The following is a 13624-nucleotide window of genomic DNA, read 5'->3' on the forward strand; positions in this document are numbered from 1 at the left end:
CATGAGCATTCTTGAATTCAGAAATGTCTCCAAAAGCTACGGGGAAGGCACGGCCAAAACCTCCGTGCTCAGAAACATCAGCCTGAGTGTTCAGGAGGGGGAGTTCCTGGTGCTTCTGGGCTTCTCCGGCACCGGTAAGACAACCCTCATCAACCTGATGGCCGGGCTTGAGACACCGACCGAGGGCACAGCCGCCTTCCGGGGAAAGACGATCACCGGCCCCGGCCCGGAACGCGGGGTGATCTTCCAGAGCTATTCGCTGATGCCCTGGCTCACGGTGAACGGCAACGTGCGCCTTGCGGTGGACACGGTCTTTCCGGGCCTCTCCGGTGCTGAAAAACAGGCCAAGACGGACCATTACGTCGGGATGGTCGGCCTCAGCCACGCCGCCGGCCGCCGCCCGGCGGAGCTGTCGGGCGGCATGCGGCAGCGGGTGAATGTGGCCCGCGCGCTGGCGATGGACCCGGAGGTCCTGCTGCTGGATGAACCGCTGTCGGCACTGGACGCGCTGACCCGCGCCAATCTGGCGGATGAGATCGAGATGATCTGGGAGGCCGACAAGAAGACCTGCGTGCTGATCACCAATGATGTGGACGAGGCGATCCTGCTGGCCGACCGCATCATCGCGCTCAACCCCGATGGCACCCTTGGCGAGGAGTTCAAAGTCGCGATCCCGCGCCCCCGCGACCGGTCTGCGATGAACAATGACGCAACCTTCAAGCGTCTGCGGCGGGAAGTGACCTCCTGCCTGATGGAGGCGGGGATCGAGGCCAAAATCGAAAGCACCAGAACCCTGCCGGATGTGACCCCGGTCCACGGTCTGCCCGCCGCCGTGGCCGAGGCCTCCAAGTCGCTGACGGAGGACCGCTTCCTGGACTTCTCGCAGCTGCACAAGATCTATCCCACCCCCAAGGGGCCGCTGACTGTGGTCGAGGATTTCAACCTCAAGATCAGCAAGGGTGAATTCATCTCGCTGATCGGCCACTCGGGCTGCGGCAAATCCACCGTGCTGACCATGGCCGCGGGCCTCAACCCGATCTCCAAGGGGGCGATCAAGCTGGACCGCCGCCATGTCGAGGGCGCCGATCCCGAGCGCGCGGTGGTGTTCCAGTCGCCAAACCTGTTCCCCTGGCTGACCGCGCGGGAGAACTGCGCCATCGGCGTTGACAAGGTCTATCCCAAGGCGTCGCAGGCGGAACGGCAGGACGTGGTGGAATACTACCTGGAGCGCGTCGGCCTGGCGGATGCGATGGACAAGCCCGCAAACGCCATGTCGAACGGCATGCAGCAGCGGGTCGGCATCGCCCGCGCCTTTGCCCTCTCGCCCAAGCTTCTGTTGCTCGACGAACCCTTCGGCATGCTCGACAGCCTCACCCGCTGGGAGCTGCAGGAGGTGCTGATGGAGGTCTGGTCCCGCACCAAGGTGACCGCGATCTGCGTCACCCATGATGTCGACGAGGCGATCCTGCTGGCCGACCGGGTGGTGATGATGACCAACGGGCCCCAGGCTACCATCGGCAAGATCACCGACGTCGACCTGCCGCGCCCGCGCACCCGCAAGGCGCTGCTGGAGCACCCGGAGTACTACACCTACCGGCAGGAGGTGCTCGATTTCCTGGAGGAATACGAGCACGGCGCGAAACCCAAGCCCAAAGCAGCCGCAAACCAGATTGCAGCGGAGTGAGACCATGACCCAGAAACTCGTCATTATCGGGGCCGGCATGGCCTCTGGCCGGGTGATCGAGCATCTGCTCGACGCGGACCCCGGCGCCTATGACATCACCCTGTTCAACGCCGAGCCGCGCGGCAATTACAACCGCATCATGCTGAGCCCGGTGCTGTCAGGCGAGAAGACCTATGAGGAGATCGTCACCCATTCGGACGCGTGGTACGCGGAGCGCGGCATCACCTGCCGGTTCGGCGAGCATGTGGTGAAGATCGACCCTGAGATGAAGGTGGTCGAGGGCGAAAACGGTCATGTTCCTTACGATAAGCTGGTAATCGCCACCGGCTCCGCCCCTTTCATAATCCCGGTGCCGGGCCACGACCTGCCCGGGGTGATCTCCTACCGCGACCTGGACGACACCAATGCGATGATCGAGGCCGCCGCCAAGGGCGGAAAGGCAGTGGTGATCGGCGGCGGGCTCTTGGGGCTGGAGGCAGCCGCGGGTCTCAAGGAACGCGGCATGGAAGTGACCGTGCTGCATCTGATGGGCCACCTGATGGAACGCCAGCTGGACGAGGCCGCGGGGTATCTCCTGCGCAAGGATCTGGAGGCGCGCGGTATCACCGTGAAAACCCAGGCCTCGACCAAGGCGATCCTGGGCGAGGACCGTGCCCGGGCCGTACTGCTGGACAGCGGCGAGACGCTGGGGGCCGATCTGGTGGTGATGGCGGTGGGCATCCGCCCGGAAACCCGCCTCGCCACCGACGCGCATCTGGACGTGGCGCGCGGGATCGAGGTGAACGCGCAGATGCAGACCTCCCACCCGGACATCTACGCGGTCGGCGAATGCGTGGAGTTCGACGGCCATCTGTTTGGTCTGGTGGCGCCGCTCTACGATCAGGCCAAGGTGCTGGCGGACAGCCTGCTGGACCAACCGAATGCCTTTGTTGTCAAGGAGCTGGCCACCAAGCTCAAGGTCACTGGCTGCGACCTGTTCAGCGCCGGGGACTTCGCGGAGGGCGAGACCCGCGACGATATCGTCTTCCGCGATCCCGCCCGCGGCATCTACAAGCGGCTGGTGATCGAAGAAGACCGGCTGGTTGGCGCCGTCATGTACGGCGACACTGCCGACGGCAGCTGGTTCTTCGGCCTGATCAAGGACGGCACCGATATCGAGGAGATGCGCGAGACGCTGATCTTCGGCCCGGCCTTCCAGGGGGGTGCCTCCGCGGACCCTCTGTCAGCCGTTGCAGCCTTGCCGCCTGAGGCGGAGATTTGCGGCTGCAACGGCGTTTGCAAGGGACAGATCACCAGCGCCATCGAACGCGGCGCCACCGACCTCGGCGCGATCCGCGCCACCACCAAGGCCAGCGCCTCCTGCGGCACCTGCACCGGGCTGGTGGAGCAGCTGCTGGCGGTGACGCTGGGCGACGGCTACGCCGCCCCGCAGGCCCAGCCCATCTGCGGCTGCACTCATCACACCCATGAGGACGTGCGCCGCCTGATCAAATCTCAGGAACTGAAAAGCCAGGCCGCGGTCTGGCAGGAGCTTGGCTGGACCACCGCCAACGGCTGCCATATCTGCCGCCCGGCGGTGAACTACTACCTGCTGGCCGACTGGCCGCTGGAATATCAGGACGATCCGCAAAGCCGTTTTGTGAACGAGCGCAAGCACGCCAACATCCAGAAGGACGGCACTTTCTCCGTGGTGCCGCGGATGTGGGGCGGTATCACCACCCCGGACGAGCTGCGCGCCATCGCCGATGCCGCCGACAAATACGACGTGCCGACGGTCAAGGTCACCGGCGGCCAGCGCATCGACCTGCTGGGCGTCAGGGGCGAGGACCTGCCCGGCATCTGGTCCGACCTGAACCGCGCCGGGCTGGTGTCGGGCCATGCCTATTCCAAGGGGCTGCGCACGGTGAAAACCTGTGTCGGCACCGACCATTGCCGCTTTGGCACCCAGGACTCGACGGGGCTGGGCATCAAGCTGGAAAAGCACCTGTGGGGGTCCTGGACGCCGCACAAGCTGAAGCTCGCGGTCTCCGGCTGCCCGCGCAACTGCGCTGAGGCGACCTGCAAGGACATCGGCGTGATTTGCGTCGACAGCGGTTATGAAATCCACGTGGGCGGCGCCGCGGGCATGGAGATCAAGGGCACCGAGCTGCTGTGCAAAGTAGCGACTGAAGAGGAGGCGATCGAGGTGATCTCCGCCATGACCCAGATCTACCGCGAAAACGCCAAGTACCTGGACCGGATCTACAAGTGGCTCGCCAAGGTGGGGCTGGACTGGGTCAAGACGCAGATCGTCGACGACCTGGAAAACCGCAAGGCGCTGGCGGCCCGGTTCGAGCTGTCGCAATCCGTCTACCGCAAGGACCCCTGGGCCGAACACGCGCAGGACCGCACCACGCGGGCGCAATACGCGCCGCTTGCCAATCTCACACTGGAGGCCGCCGAATGAGCTGGATCGACATTGGCCATATCGACGACATCCCGCTGCATGGCGCGCGGGTGGTGAAGACGCCTGGGGGCTGCGTCGGCCTGTTCCGCACCGGCCCGCAACAGGTCTTTGCCGCCTCCGACCGCTGCCCGCACAAGGGCGGGCCGCTTTCGGAAGGCATCGTGCACGGGCACAGCGTCACCTGCCCGCTGCACAACTGGGTCTTCGACCTGAACACAGGCCAGGCGCTGGGGGCGGATGAAGGCCGGATCGAGACCTATCCGCTGCGCGTCGAGGCGGGCCGCCTGCTGATCGACGGCACCGCCATCGGCAAGCGGAGCGCGGCGTGACGGCGGGCGGCACTCCGGCAGAGGTGCGCTCTGCCTGCCCCTATTGCGGCACCGGCTGCGGCCTGCTGCTGCGTCCGGACGGCCAGGGCGGGCTGGAGGTGCGCGGCGACCCGGACCACCCGGCCAACCGCGGGCGGCTGTGCTCCAAGGGGCTGGCACTGGGGGAGACGCTGGGACAGGAGGGCCGCCTGCTGGCGCCGCGGGTGAACGGCCGGGACACCGGCTGGGACAGCGCGCTGGACCTGGTCGCCGCCAAGTTCCAGAAAGCCGTGGAGCAGCACGGCCCGGACAGCGTCGGCTTTTACCTGTCGGGCCAGATGCTGACCGAAGACTATTACGTCGCCAACAAGCTGATGAAGGGTTTTCTCGGCTCCGCCAATATCGACACCAACTCGCGCCTGTGCATGGCTTCGACCGTCGCGGGGCACAAACGCGCCTTTGGCACCGACACGGTGCCCGGCACCTATGAGGATCTCGACGAGGCCGATCTGATCGTGCTGGTGGGGTCAAACCTCGCCTGGTGCCACCCGGTGCTGCACCAGCGCATTCTGGCCGCACGGGCGGCGCGCGGCACCAAACTGGTGGTGATCGACCCGCGCCGCACCGCCAGCTGCGATCAGGCGGACATGCACCTGAAGCTAGGGGCGGGCAGCGATGTGGCACTGTTCAACCGCCTGCTGGCCGCGCTTTATGAGGGCGGCGCGCTGGATGCGGACTATCTGCGCCATGTGGAGGGGCTGGGCGCAGCGCTGGAGGCCGCCTTTGCCGCGGATGCTGCGGTGACCGGGCTGGAGGCGACCGAGATCGCGGAGTTCTGCGATCTGTGGAGGCGGACCGGAAAGGTCGTGACCATCTTCAGCCAGGGGGTGAACCAGTCCAGCTCGGGAACCGACAAGGTGAATGCGATCCTGAATTGCCACCTGGCAACGGGGCGGATCGGCAAGCGTGGCTGCGGGCCATTCTCAGTCACCGGCCAGCCCAATGCCATGGGCGGGCGCGAGGTTGGCGGGCTGGCCAATATGCTGGCCTGCCACATGGATCTGGAAAACGCCCGGCACAGGGCTGCGGTGCAGGACTTCTGGGGCGCGCCTGCGATGCCGGAACGCGCGGGCTTGAAAGCCGTCGACCTGTTCCGCGCCGCGGGCGACGGGCGGCTCAAGGCGCTGTGGATCATCCACACCAACCCGGCCGTGACGATGCCGGAGGCCGATGCCGTCTCCGCTGCCATCAAGGCCTGCGACTTTACCGTGGTCAGCGACATCACCGCCGCGACCGATACCGCGCGGCTGGCAGATGTACTGCTGCCCGCCGCCGCCTGGGCGGAAAAGGACGGCACCGTCACCAACTCGGACCGCACCATCAGCCGCCAGCGCGCGGTTCTGCCGCCGCCCGGCCAAGCCCGCCCGGACTGGGACATTCTGGCAGACGTTGGCAGGCGCATGGGCTGGGCTGCAGCTTTTGACTACCAGTCGCCGGCGCAGATCTTCCGCGAACATGCAGCACTGTCGGGCCTTGCGGGCCGTTTCGGGCTGGACTTCGATATCTCCGGTCTCAGCGGCCTGTCCGATGCAGGCTATGATGGGCTGGCGCCGGTGCGCTGGCCGGTCAGCCGCCGCCGGGGCGGGCGCTTCTTTGCGGACGGCCGGTTTTATCACCCGGACGGCAAGGCACGGATGCTGCCCGTCCGCTGCCAGCCGCCGGCGGCTGCCACTGACAGAGAGTTTCCGTTCCGCCTGAACACCGGCCGCATCCGCGATCAATGGCATACGATGACCCGGACGGCCCAGTCTCCGCGCCTGTCAGGGCATCTTGGCGAACCCTTCGCCGACATTCACCCGGACGACGCCGCGGACCTGGGGGTAAAGCCCGCGGACCTGCTGCGTCTGCGCAGCCCGCACGGGCAGGCGATCCTGCGGGCGCGGATCACGGCGGATGTCCAGCCCGGCGACCTGTTCGTGCCGATTCACTGGACCGGGGAAACAGCACCTTCGGCGCGTATCGCGTCTCTTGTTGCCGCGGTGACCGACCCGGTCTCCGGACAACCCGAAAGCAAGGCCTCTGTGGCGGCAGCCGAACGCTTTCAAGCGTCCTGGTACGGCTTTGCCGTGTCCTGCCGGCCCATGGCCCCCGGAACGACCCCCGGAACGGACTACTGGGCCTTGGCGCGGACACAGACCGGCTACCGCGCGGAGTTGGCAGGCGCGGCGCCGCTCCGCGATCCGGAGGCCGCAGCGCGCCAGCTGTTCGCCCTGCCGGATGCCGCGATCCAGATGATGACGGACAGCCGCAAGGGCATTGCCCGGGTGGCCCTCCACCAAAGCGGCAGGCTGGCGGCGGCGCTGTTCATTGCGCCGCAGCCAATTGCCGTCCGCCGCAGCTACCTGGCCGGACTGCCCGGCACCTGCACATCCGGCGTGCTGACCGGTCAGCCGCCCGAAGACCTGCCGGACGCGGGCCCGCTGGTGTGCGCCTGTTTCAATGTCGGGGCAAATACGATTCTGCGCGCCATCGAAACGGGCCGCCTCCTCAGTGCCGCTGATGTCGGTGCGGCGCTGCAAGCGGGCACCGGCTGCGGATCCTGCCGTTCGGAAATCACCGCGCTGCTGGCCCGCCGGCGCTGCAAACCGGCCGCAGAATAGAGCTTGCGCAGCCCCCTCCCCCGGTTCACGCGCTCTGCTCTGGGGTCCCGGCCCTAGTTCAACCGCCCCTTGCGGAGTTCAATCAGCCCCCGCAGCGCCCTCATGAACACGCCGCGGTCACGATGGCCGACTTGCGACAGCATGGTGAGCACTTCGCGCTGGTCCCGCTCCAGCGCATCGCAGGACCGGGAGTTCTCAGGCGACACCATGTGGGCCCTTGAAACCAGCAGCGCAAGCGACTTTTGGTCCAGTCCGTCGGTTAGTTCAGACCAAAAGCCAAGGCTTCTCCCCGAAGCCTCGCTGGCCTTCCTGAGAAGCTCAAGCTCGCGCCGGGAACAGCCCCTGCCGCTCCCTCCGGCGCGATGCATCTTTCCGTCTGTCCACTCCAATGGAAACTCACCCGCTGATAAACGCTACACACGCATTGATTGTTGATGCCTTGGCTGATACGTGTCAACTATTGGTTTAATAATTCACATATGTAAACTTTTGAGGTGCATATGATAGCCGACCGTATTGATGCCGCCTGCAAGATCGCAGGCGTAAGATTAAAAACAGCCTGCACGATTTCCGGGGTCAATTACGGCACCCTCAGAAGCCAGATGAGGAACAACCGGGAAATCCCCGCGTCCTCTTTGGCGCTGCTGTCCGCCGGCTTGTGCATCCCCATTCAGTTCTTTTTCGACCTGCCCGGCGGAAACCACGCCTCCGCAGCCAAACTCAACCGATGGCGGGCGGCCGAAACCGCCAATACCGAACTTGCCGCGTGCTCCAGGGCCGGATTCAATGTCACGACGGACCACATCCTGGACTGGTTCCACCAGGAGGGAGGGCAGCTGCAGAACTGGGAGTGGTTCGAGGACCAGGTTGACCTTTATGAGCCCCTCGAACCCACAGACCGGATTATGCACCCGATCCAGATCGGCAAACGCAGCGCCGCGGCAGAGCGGCTTATGCTTGCCGGGAACCGTGATTTCTACCGCATCGTCGGAACCTTCGAAGAGAGGATTATCCAGCGCGCGATGCAGTCGCACAGGATGCTCGAAGAGGTTCCCTACATTGTGACGGACGAAGTGCTGGACGTGATCATCAAGGGGCTGAGGGTGCGGGGCGGCTACCGCAAGGTGACGATGCGGGTGACCGGCCCCCAAGGGGCGCCGGTCACTGCGGTTTTCTCAAAGATTACCTGGCTCGACACTGCTGACAATGTGCGAGAAATGGACTGCGTTGAGGCCTAGGATCATCTGATCGTTTGCCAGGCCCTCCGGCACCGGATCCGACCAGCAGATCGCATTCCGGTACTTGCCGTTAAAGCCGTAATCGTCAGCAAGGCGGCGGTGCTTGTAGGCAATGATCGTGTACATCCAATCAAAATCCCACCGCGTGGCGGCCAGCAGCTTCACATATTGCGCAAAGTCGCCAAGCCTGCGGATGCCGCCCCGTTCGTCCGGCGCAACCTCGATGCCGCCAAAGTAGATCAGCCTGCCCCGCAGTTCATCGACCAGCGGCTGCGAGACGCTCGCTACAACCTCGTCGCGGCCGCCGTACCGGGAGGCCGCAAGGCCCCGGAAGTAGTTGCCGAAGTCCTTGCCGCCAAGGTCCACGCTCTTGGCTGAGATGCAGGTAATGCAACGGTCCTCCCGCTTCAGGAACAGCCAGAATGCCCGGCCTGACTCAAGGTCATCGTCACTGACTTCGGACATCGGATGGACGCGCTTCTTGCCCACATCCTCCAGCAGGGCTGGCAGCTCTTGAGGGTCTGTGCACACGTAAAGCGTCAGGCCCTCGGCGTTGAACCTGCCTTCAATGGCCCGCATGTGTGTGAGGATGCTCTTACGTTCCATGTTTTTCTCCTTACAAAAATGGAATGCTGCACTCGCAAGGCGGGTGCAGAAGTAAGATTCCCTCATTTTTGGTTGTAAAACAGGTCTTTCCCGCGGGATGCGGATCACCGGATCAGGGAAACACCAGGAATTCTGCAGGCCGCCCGGTTTCCAGCAGCGGGAAAGCAAATTTACCGTTCTTGAAGCGGGCGCCTGCGGCGTGGGATCCGGCGCAGGCGGCCCGAACCGGGCAGGTTTCGCCCCTGCCCGTCCGGTTTACGGGCGGGCCAGCCGGTGGAAACGGTCAATAGCTCTGGTTCAGCTCATCCGCGGCGGGGATTTCGCGCTCGCGCCGGGCGATATACTCCAGCAGTTCTTCGTTCTTCGCCTCGTCCAGCTTGGGCTCCTGGTATTCCGCCAGCAGCTTTCTGGCGCGCTTCAGGGCGCGTTCGGTGATCTCGGCGCTGCCCTCGGCCTGCCATTGCTCGATGGAGTTGTTGTCGAACAGCTCCGGCATGAAAAACGCCTCCTGGAAGTTTTCCTGAGTGTGCGGATGCCCCAGGTAGTGGCCGCCGGGGCCGACATCGGGCACCGCCGCCAGCGCCTGATCAAAATCGTGCCATTTCGGGCCTTCCGCCATCCGGCAGGCCATCGCGCATTGCTCCGCGTCCACGATGAATTTGGCAATCGAACAGTGCATGCCCGCCTCATTCCAGCCCGCCGAGTGCCAGATGTAATTGGCGCCCGCGTGAATGACCGCCGACAGCGTTGTGGCCGATTCATAGCCCGCCTGCGCATCGAATGTCTTGGCGCCGCCCAGAGTGTTGGAGGTCCGCCACGGCACCCCGTAATACCGCGCCATCTGGCCGATCATGAAGTTCATCAGGCTGATTTCCGGCGTGCCCGCCATAGGCGCGCCGGATTTCATGCTGACGGTCGACAGGTAGTGGCCATAGATCGCAGGCGCCCCCTTGCGGATCACCTGGGTATAGGCCAGCGCGCTCAGCGCTTCGGCGTTCAGCTGTGCCACGGTGGCCGGAACCGAGGCCGGGGTGTTGGCGCCGCCCAGCACAAAGGGCGAGCACAGCACCGGCTGGTTTCGCCGGCAGAACGCCCGCATCGCCCCCAGCATGGTTTCATCCCAGACCAGCGGCGAGTTGCCGTTGCAGTTGCCGGTGGTGACCGGGTGGTCCTCCAGGAAATCCGCGCCGAACAGGATCGCGCACATCTCCATCACGTCCTCGGCGTTCTTGGGACTGGTGGTCATGCCCATGAACGTCTTGTCGGAGTATTTCATCGACGAATAGGTGATCCGCAGATGCCGCTGGCTGATCGGGTGATCATAAGGCTCGACAATATGGTGGGCGGAGGAGTGCAGCGCCGGCATCATATGCGCCAGCTTGTGGAACATCGCCAGGTCGTCCAGCGTCGGATTGCGCCGCACATCGTCCAGGCCGCACAGGAACGGCGCGCCGGTCATCGGCACAAAGATCGAATGCTTGCCGCCCAGGCGCACGTTCTTTTCCGGGTCGCGCGCGTGATAGGTGAAATCGCTGGGGATGGTGGCAATCAGCTCCCGGACCAGGCCGCGGTCCAGATAGACCAGCTCACCCTCGACCTTGGCACCGGCGCGCTTCCAGTCCGCCAGCGCTACGGGATCGCGGAACTGAACACCCACATTTTCCAGAATGCCCATCGAGGCGTTGTCGATCATTTCGACCTGGGCGCCGTCCATTACCTCACACCAGGGGATATTGCGGGTGAGGCCCGGCAGCATGTTGAAATCCGGCGCGGTGCGCAGGGCGCGGCGGGCGGTGCGGCCGCCGGAGCGGACGCGGGGGGCAGTGGCGTGTTCAATCATCGCAGGGGTCTCCTTTGACGCCCAGTTTCACTGAATGTCTGCGGGTCCACCTGCAGGATTCCGAAATGCGGTTGCAAAAACCGACACTCCGCTAAAAGGATCCGCCGCGGAAAGCGGGACCGCTGCCCGGCAGCGGTGCCCGTTCCAGGGGGCACAGCGCCCGCCGGCGCAGGATTAGACCCTGAATAGAGCCTGATACTGCTGATCCGGCAGGACTTTCCGGGCGGCTGCGACTCGCCCTCCCCCACCCGCTTGGATGCTGCGCACGCGCCACGGATTTTGCAGACAGGGATTTTGCGCCCTCCCCTCCCCTGCCCGTTTGATGGAGGGTTTTAATGTTTAGTTTCATTGCCTTAAGCGAAAACTTGATGCGGGTTCCGCAATCCGGCAGAAATCCGCAGAACACGTCTGCAACCTGTAAATGAAGGAATCTATTGCAAAACGCTGTTCGCATTGCGTATAGAAACGATAAATAAAGCGCTGACGCAAAACAGCGTTACTACCGAGAGGGCAGCAGTTGGCAGTAGCACTCCACATCAATCAGCGAATCCGCGAGAACGCGGAGAACCTCAGTGCGGCCCTCGAAAGCCACATGCTGGCGAGTTTCGCGCCGGATGCAAGGAAGGAATTGCGGCTGTTCAGCGCCGGGGAAGCGGCGGAAATGCTGGGCATTTCCCCCAGTTTCCTGCGCAAGCTGCATTTTGACGGCAAATTCCCCGAGGTGCACACCACACCGGGCGGCAGGCGCCACTATTCCGCGGCCGATCTCTTGGAAATGCGAAAGGTCCTGGATGCCTCGGCCAAGACGCCGGGCACCTACCTGCGCGGCCGCCGCGAGGGCGACAAGGTGCAGGTGCTGTCCTTCCTGAACTTCAAGGGCGGATCGGGCAAGACCACATCGTCCATCCACACCGCCCAGCGGCTGGCGCTCAAGGGCTACCGGGTGCTGGCGGTGGATATCGACCCGCAGGCGTCGCTGACGACGCTTTTCGGCTATAGGCCGGAGGTCGATTTCCTTGAAACAGGGACGATTTATGACGCAATCCGCTATGATGACCCCCTGCCCCTGCGCCAGATCATCCAGCAGACCTATTTCACCGGCCTGGACCTGGCGCCCGGCGGGCTGATCCTACAGGAATTCGAGCATGAGACCCCGCAGGCGCTGATCAACAACGTGCAGCCCGCGTTTTTCGCGCGCATGGCCGCGGCACTGGAGGAGGTCGAGAAGGATTACGACGTGATCATCTTCGACTGCCCGCCGCAGCTGGGGTATCTGACAATGTCGGCGCTCTGCGCCTCCACCGGCGTGATCATCACCGTGGTGCCGAACATGCTCGACATCGCCTCGATGTCGCAGTTCCTGCAGATGTCAGCGGAACTGCTGGATGTTGTCTCGAATGCCGGGGCAGCTCTGGAGTTCGATTTCCTGCGCTTCCTGATCAACCGGTACGAGCCGAACGACGGCCCGCAGCAACAGGTGGTTGCATTCATGCGGCAGCTGTTCGGCGAGGAGGTCATGGTTGCCCCGATGCTGAAATCCACCGCGATTTCCGATGCGGGCCTGACCCAGCAGACGGTTTACGAGGTCGAAAGATCCCAGTTTCACAGGTCAACCTATGACCGTGCGGTCGATTCACTGAATCAAGTTAACGATGAAATAGAGTCGCTCCTTCAACAAGCATGGAGGCGTTGATGGCACGCAAAGGCATTCTCAGCACAGCACTCAGCAGCCCGGCAGCATCCGCTGGCGGGCCGAAACCCAAGATGATGCCGCGCGGCGCGGTCGGGGCACTGCAATCCTCGCTCAGCAAGCTGCAGGAAAGCGCGGTGCAGGAGATCGACACCGCGCTGATCGACGATGCCGGCTATGAGGACCGGCTGGGTATGGACGGGGCCGCCTTCAACCAGCTGAAGGACAGCCTGCAGACCTATGGCCAGCAGGTGCCGGTGCTGCTGCGCCCGCACCCGCAGACGCCGGGCCGGTTCGAAATTGTCTATGGCCGCCGCCGCCTCAAGGCGCTGCGCGAACTGGGTATGGCCGTCAAGGCGATGGTGCGGCAGCTGGACGACCACGCGCTGGTGATGGCCCAAGGCCAGGAAAACACCTCGCGCCAGGACCTCAGCTTTATCGAAAAGGCCGCCTTTGCGGCGCAGCTGCAGGCCGATGGCTATGGACGGCAGACAATTGCCGCCGCGCTGTCGATCGACCTGCCGATGGTATCGCGGATGCTGAAGGTCGGCACCGCCTTTGATCTGCCCTTCCTGCGGGCGATCGGCTCTGCCCCCGGTATCGGCCGCGACCGCTGGATGATGCTGGTCAAGCTGTTCAACGATCCCGCAGCACGGGCCCGGGCGATCACCCGGACAAACCGGCCCGATTTCACGGCCTATGACTCCGACGGGCGGTTCGAGGCCGTTCTGAAACACGCCCAGAACGTCCCGCAAGAGCCGGAACCGGCCCCTGCCCCGCCGAAAACCCGCACCCTCCCCGGCAGCAACGGGGCTGAGGTCGCGGGCATCAAGACCACCGCCAAGGGTATTACCCTGACGATCTCAGCCAAGGACGCGCCGGGCTTTGACACCTGGTTCGACACCAACGCGGAAGAGATCATGGCAGAACTTCACGGCCGCTGGCAGCAAGACCAGCCTGAGCAGCCGGAAGACTGAGCAAGAGCAGAAACAAAAAGGACAGGAGGCACGAGCAGCAGGCAAAAGAAAAGCCCCCCAGGACATTACATCCCAGAAGGCCGTTCTCAGATTTAGCACCTTTGGAATAGCCTCTCAGACTCGTCAGTGTCAACTCCATGCGCCGCATGGGGGCGGGTATTTTTTGTCTTTCGTG

10 protein-coding genes are annotated in these 13624 nt (G+C 64.2%); 7 read left to right on the forward strand and 3 right to left on the reverse strand.

The annotated features are described in order from the left end of the window. Position 1: 1 nt before the first annotated feature. Genes CAER_RS0102585 through CAER_RS0102600 form a run of 4 tightly spaced genes read left to right on the forward strand, consistent with a single transcriptional unit; the run spans position 2 to position 7098 of the window. Positions 2-1684, forward strand: a complete 1683-nt coding sequence (locus tag CAER_RS0102585) for an ABC transporter ATP-binding protein (RefSeq protein ID WP_027233940.1) — start codon at positions 2-4, stop codon at positions 1682-1684. A gap of 4 nt (positions 1685-1688) precedes the next feature. Then, positions 1689-4130, forward strand: a complete 2442-nt coding sequence (nirB, locus tag CAER_RS0102590; protein ID WP_027233941.1) for a nitrite reductase large subunit NirB — start codon at positions 1689-1691, stop codon at positions 4128-4130. Next, positions 4127-4459, forward strand: a complete 333-nt coding sequence (nirD, locus tag CAER_RS0102595) for a nitrite reductase small subunit NirD (RefSeq protein WP_027233942.1) — start codon at positions 4127-4129, stop codon at positions 4457-4459. Before nirB ends, nirD begins: the two co-directional genes overlap by 4 nt. Then, positions 4456-7098 (forward strand): nitrate reductase, encoded by a 2643-nt coding sequence (locus CAER_RS0102600; RefSeq protein WP_027233943.1) that lies wholly within the window; start codon positions 4456-4458, stop codon positions 7096-7098. The genes nirD and CAER_RS0102600 overlap by 4 nt, the downstream gene beginning before the upstream one ends. 53 nt (positions 7099-7151) lie before the next feature. Here the strand turns inward: CAER_RS0102600 and CAER_RS29515 are convergent, their stop codons facing one another. Further along, positions 7152-7307, reverse strand: a complete 156-nt coding sequence (locus CAER_RS29515; RefSeq protein WP_154667625.1) for a hypothetical protein — start codon at positions 7305-7307, stop codon at positions 7152-7154. A gap of 393 nt (positions 7308-7700) precedes the next feature. On the opposite strand from CAER_RS29515, the gene CAER_RS0102610 reads away from it, so the two are divergent. After that, positions 7701-8336 (forward strand): hypothetical protein, encoded by a 636-nt coding sequence (locus CAER_RS0102610; protein WP_027233945.1) that lies wholly within the window; start codon positions 7701-7703, stop codon positions 8334-8336. Here the strand turns inward: CAER_RS0102610 and CAER_RS0102615 are convergent. Both CAER_RS0102615 and CAER_RS0102620 read right to left on the reverse strand, forming a co-directional pair. Then, entirely contained in the window at positions 8274-8942 is a 669-nt protein-coding gene (locus tag CAER_RS0102615) for a hypothetical protein (protein WP_154667626.1), read from the reverse strand. The genes CAER_RS0102610 and CAER_RS0102615 overlap by 63 nt on opposite strands. A gap of 283 nt (positions 8943-9225) precedes the next feature. Then, on the reverse strand, positions 9226-10782 hold the full coding sequence (locus CAER_RS0102620) for a trimethylamine methyltransferase family protein (protein WP_027233947.1): 1557 nt from the start codon (positions 10780-10782) through the stop codon (positions 9226-9228). Between the two features lie 517 nt (positions 10783-11299). Here CAER_RS0102620 and repA point away from each other — a divergent pair. Both repA and repB read left to right on the forward strand, forming a co-directional pair. After that, on the forward strand, positions 11300-12475 hold the full coding sequence (repA, locus tag CAER_RS0102625; RefSeq protein ID WP_027233948.1) for a plasmid partitioning protein RepA: 1176 nt from the start codon (positions 11300-11302) through the stop codon (positions 12473-12475). Further along, positions 12475-13449, forward strand: coding sequence for a plasmid partitioning protein RepB (repB, locus tag CAER_RS0102630; RefSeq protein ID WP_027233949.1), 975 nt, complete (start codon positions 12475-12477; stop codon positions 13447-13449). Before repA ends, repB begins: the two co-directional genes overlap by 1 nt. Positions 13450-13624 lie beyond the last annotated feature (175 nt).

The organism is Leisingera caerulea DSM 24564 (assembly GCF_000473325.1).
GTDB lineage: Bacteria > Pseudomonadota > Alphaproteobacteria > Rhodobacterales > Rhodobacteraceae > Leisingera > Leisingera caerulea.

What these genes read in the sequence shown, in the direction of transcription:
- CAER_RS0102585 (WP_027233940.1), top strand. Translation starts at nt 2, where the DNA reads ATGAGCATTCTTGAATTCAGAAATGTCTCCAAAAGCTACGGGGAAGGC.
- nirB (WP_027233941.1), top strand. Translation starts at nt 1,689, where the DNA reads ATGACCCAGAAACTCGTCATTATCGGGGCCGGCATGGCCTCTGGCCGG.
- nirD (WP_027233942.1), top strand. Translation starts at nt 4,127, where the DNA reads ATGAGCTGGATCGACATTGGCCATATCGACGACATCCCGCTGCATGGC.
- CAER_RS29515 (WP_154667625.1), bottom strand. Translation starts at nt 7,307, where the DNA reads ATGGTGTCGCCTGAGAACTCCCGGTCCTGCGATGCGCTGGAGCGGGAC.
- CAER_RS0102610 (WP_027233945.1), top strand. Translation starts at nt 7,701, where the DNA reads ATGAGGAACAACCGGGAAATCCCCGCGTCCTCTTTGGCGCTGCTGTCC.
- CAER_RS0102615 (WP_154667626.1), bottom strand. Translation starts at nt 8,942, where the DNA reads ATGGAACGTAAGAGCATCCTCACACACATGCGGGCCATTGAAGGCAGG.
- CAER_RS0102620 (WP_027233947.1), bottom strand. Translation starts at nt 10,782, where the DNA reads ATGATTGAACACGCCACTGCCCCCCGCGTCCGCTCCGGCGGCCGCACC.
- repB (WP_027233949.1), top strand. Translation starts at nt 12,475, where the DNA reads ATGGCACGCAAAGGCATTCTCAGCACAGCACTCAGCAGCCCGGCAGCA.